The organism is Brevirhabdus sp. (assembly GCF_052826345.1).
The window spans coordinates 1-3,719 of record NZ_JBRBUA010000119.1 but is presented as its reverse complement, the minus strand read 5'-3'; the positions used below and the strand labels follow the sequence as shown (position 1 = coordinate 3,719).

Sequence of the window (3,719 nt, the reverse complement as noted above, 5' to 3'; positions counted from 1 at the left end):
TGAAGGCCGAGCGGCGCACGACGCAGTTCGGCACCGCGCGGAACCCCGCGCTCTTCCAGTCGGCGTCGGTCCAGCCCTTGAACTTGCTGTCGACCTTGTCCCACCAGCCGCCGCCCTGCGGGCCGCCCGGCTGCTGTTCCATGTCCTTGATGCGAAAGCCGAGCAGCACGGCCTTCTTGGCCCATTGGTTCACGTGCCAGTCGCCGTTTTTGCCGCGTTCGGCCACGCGCAGCTTGCCGCTGTCCAGCGCGTCGAGCGTCGCCTCGATCGCGTCGCGCTGTTCGCCGCGGGTGGCGGGCGTGATGCTGTCGCGGTCGTCCCAGGCGGCTTCGATGGCGGTTTCCAGCTGGGCGTTCGACATGGGGTTCTCCGGAATTCTATGTAGCGCAGGTATGGGGAAGCCTATAGACGCAAGGGGATCGAGGCGCAATGCAGGGAAGGAACAGGATGAACGACGAAAGCCGCAGGCAGACGTTCCGCGATTCGCAGGAAGACGCGCGAACCGCGCGCACCATTCCCGACACGCCACAGACGCGTTCCTCGGCCTATCGTCTGGCTTTCGACGATGCCGATTTCCTGTGCCGCGACGATTTGCGCCCCGTGCGGCTGCAACTGGAACTGCTGAAGCCCGAGCTGATGCTGAACGAGGCCGACGTGGCCTCGACGGTGGTTCTGTTCGGCGGCGCGCGCATTCCGCAGCCCGCCGAAAAGGACAAGGCACGGACCCGGACGCTGGCCGATCTGTCGCATTTCTATACCGAGGCGCAGGAATTCGCGCGGTTGATGACGCTGAAGAGCCTGGAAAGCGGCGGGCGCGAAAACGTCATCGTCACCGGCGGCGGCCCCGGCGTGATGGAGGCGGGCAACCGCGGCGCGCAGGACGCGGGCGGGCGCTCGGTCGGGCTGAACATCGTGCTGCCGCACGAACAGGCGCCGAACCTTTTCGTGACGCCCGAGCTGTCGTTCAACTTTCACTATTTCGCGATACGCAAGATGCATTTCCTGATGCGCGCGCGGGCGATCTGCGTCTTTCCCGGGGGCTTCGGCACGCTCGATGAGCTGTTCGAGGCCCTGACCCTGATCCAGACCGGCCGCATGGCGCGGCTGCCCTTCCTGCTGTTCGGGGAAGAATTCTGGCGTAGCATCGTCAACTGGGAAGCCCTGGCCGAGGCGGGCACCATTTCCGAAGAGGATCTGGAACTTTTCCGTTTCGTGGAAACCGCACGGGACGCTGTGGCGTTGATCGACGACTGGCCATTGCCGGAAACCAAGCGCGACCATGTTCCGGGGCGTCATGCCGCCGACGGGCAGTAGGCCGCAGATTTCAACGCGATCGTGACGGTCGCCAACAATTCGGGCGATGCTCATGATCCCCATGATCTTCATCGCGCTGGTCAGCTTTGTCGCGATCGGCATGTTTCATTTTCTGATTCTCTCGAGGGTGGCCGCGCAGCTTTGGCGATCTGATATTTCGCTGGAACTCAGGCACCTCACACTGCTGAGTCTGATTGGCGTCCTGCATGCGACCGAGGCGCTGGGTTACGCCGCCGTGTTCGAGGGCGCGCAGGCGATGGGGCTGGGCGGGTTCAAACCGCTCGCTCCGCTCAACTTCATGGACGTCTATTATTTCTCGATCGTGAATTACACGACGCTGGGCCTGGGCGACGTCTACCCCTCGGGGCATCTGCGGTTTTTGGCAGGGGTCGAATCGCTGGGTGGCTTCCTGATGCTCAGTTGCTCGGCGTCGTTCCTGTTCAACATGAACCGACAGCGGGCCGAGCAGGTATCCGAAGAATAGCGCGGCCGGACAAAGGCGCGGCGCCAAGGACGGGTGATGCGCTGCGGGCGGATGGCCGCGCCCGGGTCAGCCTGACGCCACGTCGGCCGCGATCTGCGCGCGGCTCTTGCGGGCGCGTTCGGTCGCGGACTTCAGCTGGCCGCAGGCGGCCATGATGTCCTCGCCGCGCGGGGTTCGGATCGGACTGGCATAGCCCGCCTTGTAGATAATGTCGGCAAAGGCGCGGATGCGGTTGTTGGAGGATCGCCGGTAGGGCGCGCCGGGCCATTCGTTGAAAGGGATCAGGTTGATCTTGGCGGGTATGCCCTCGATCAGCCGCACCAGCCTGTGCGCATCCTCGTCGCTGTCGTTCACATCCTTGAGCATCACGTATTCAAAGGTGATGCGTTCCGAATTGGACAGTTTCGGATAAGCGCGCAGCGCGTCCAAAAGCGCCGCGATGTTCCATTTGCGGTTGATCGGCACCAGCTTGTCGCGCACCTCGTCGGTGGTGGCGTGGAAGGACACGGCCAGCAGGCAGCCGATTTCCTCGGCCGTCTTGGCGATTTCCGGCACCACCCCCGAGGTCGATAGCGTGATGCGCCGACGGCTGAGGCTGATGCCTTCGGGATCCATCGCGATCTTCATCGCGTCGCGCACGTTGTCGAAGTTGTAGAGCGGCTCCCCCATCCCCATCAGCACGATGTTCGACAGCAGCCGGGTTTCGTTCTTCGGGTTGCGCCCCGGCGCGGGCCATTCGCCCAGATCGTCGCGCGCCAGCATGATCTGGCCCACGATCTCCGCCGCCGTCAGATTGCGCACCAGCCGCTGCGTGCCGGTGTGGCAGAACGAGCAGGTCAGGGTGCAGCCCACCTGCGAGGAAATGCACAGCGTGCCGCGGCCCTCTTCGGGGATGTAGACGGTTTCGACCTCATGCCCGCCGTTGATGCGCACCAGATATTTGCGCGTGCCGTCGGAGGAGACCGATTTCGTGACGATCTCGGGCAGGGCGATGGTGAAATGCGCCGCCAGCTCTTCGCGGTAGGGCTTGGACAGATTGGTCATCTCGTCGAAACGGCGCACGCCGCGTTCATAGATCCAGGCCCACAGCTGGCGCAGGCGCATCCTGGCCTGCTTTTCGGGCGTGCCGAGCTCGATCAGCGCCGCCAGCATCTCGGGGCGGGTCATGCCCACCAGATTGACCCGCGCGCCGTCGCCGTGCGTGTCCTTGCGGGGAATGGTCACTACGTCCTGCGTGATGGGGGCGCTGGCGGTCATATGTCTGGCTCCGATGGGATTCGAGCCCCATATAGGATTTGTCGTCAAAAAGAAACAGGGCCGCCAGTGCGACCCCATCGGCTGGCTGAGCCCGTTCCGCTGCACCGCCGGGCCCGTGCATGACCCGACCCGCAGCGCCGCGACCCGATCACTTGCAGCGTTTCCGGGCCTCTTCCAGCGCGGCGGTGAACCCCATCAGCGAGAAGGTGTCGCGGGTTTTCGTCCCGCGCCCCGATACCGCCGACAGAACGGCGTCGGCCCCGCGCATCATCGCCTTGCTGATCTTGCTGTCCGCAGCGGGCGAGGGCGGCCAGGCGGTTTCATCCTTGGACGACGTGAAAAGATCGTAGCTTTCGTTTCCGACCTGCATCTTGACGGTCGAGCCCTTGGCGAAGGGATAGCCGCTCTTGAACGAGATCTCGCCATCCACGTTCGATCCGGGGCGGAAGCTCACGAACAGGCGAATGTCGCCGCGGCGCACGGCCACGACCTTGCCGTCGCGCGTGTTCACGGTTTCCTTGGGCGCCGAGACGATCCAGCATTCCTTCGGCGAATCCTCCACAAAGACGCTCCAGTCCGTTTTGGCAGCGACCCGGTTGGAGGAGTCCTGTGCCATTGTCGGCGTGGAAGCAACCACCGCGAAACCGACGATGGCGCTTTTGAC

At 64.2% G+C, this 3,719-nt stretch carries 4 protein-coding genes and 1 pseudogene; 2 read left to right on the top strand and 3 right to left on the bottom strand.

What is annotated here, in order from left to right; all coding sequences use genetic code 11:
- Positions 1–361: pseudogene (locus ACU0BR_RS14125) on the bottom strand (2,3,4,5-tetrahydropyridine-2,6-dicarboxylate N-succinyltransferase); the annotation flags it as partial.
- Positions 362–447: 86 nt separating this feature from the next.
- Here ACU0BR_RS14125 and ACU0BR_RS14120 point away from each other — a divergent pair.
- A complete protein-coding gene (locus tag ACU0BR_RS14120) occupies positions 448–1,314 on the top strand; it encodes an LOG family protein (RefSeq protein ID WP_446157473.1) in 867 nt (288 codons plus the stop codon).
- 52 nt (positions 1,315–1,366) lie between these two features.
- The gene (locus ACU0BR_RS14115; protein WP_446157472.1) at positions 1,367–1,798 is read left to right on the top strand and encodes an ion channel; all 432 of its coding nucleotides are present in this window, start codon (positions 1,367–1,369) and stop codon (positions 1,796–1,798) included.
- 66 nt (positions 1,799–1,864) lie between these two features.
- Here the strand turns inward: ACU0BR_RS14115 and rlmN are convergent, their stop codons facing one another.
- Positions 1,865–3,055: a 23S rRNA (adenine(2503)-C(2))-methyltransferase RlmN gene (rlmN, locus tag ACU0BR_RS14110; RefSeq protein ID WP_446157471.1), complete on the bottom strand. Its 1,191-nt coding sequence runs from the start codon at positions 3,053–3,055 to the stop codon at positions 1,865–1,867.
- A gap of 148 nt (positions 3,056–3,203) precedes the next feature.
- The gene (locus ACU0BR_RS14105; RefSeq protein ID WP_446157474.1) at positions 3,204–3,707 is read right to left on the bottom strand and encodes an invasion associated locus B family protein; all 504 of its coding nucleotides are present in this window, start codon (positions 3,705–3,707) and stop codon (positions 3,204–3,206) included.
- Between the last annotated feature and the right edge of the window lie 12 nt (positions 3,708–3,719).

What these genes read in the sequence shown, in the direction of transcription:
- ACU0BR_RS14120 (WP_446157473.1), top strand. Translation starts at nt 448, where the DNA reads ATGAACGACGAAAGCCGCAGGCAGACGTTCCGCGATTCGCAGGAAGAC.
- rlmN (WP_446157471.1), bottom strand. Translation starts at nt 3,055, where the DNA reads ATGACCGCCAGCGCCCCCATCACGCAGGACGTAGTGACCATTCCCCGC.
- ACU0BR_RS14115 (WP_446157472.1), top strand. Translation starts at nt 1,367, where the DNA reads ATGATCCCCATGATCTTCATCGCGCTGGTCAGCTTTGTCGCGATCGGC.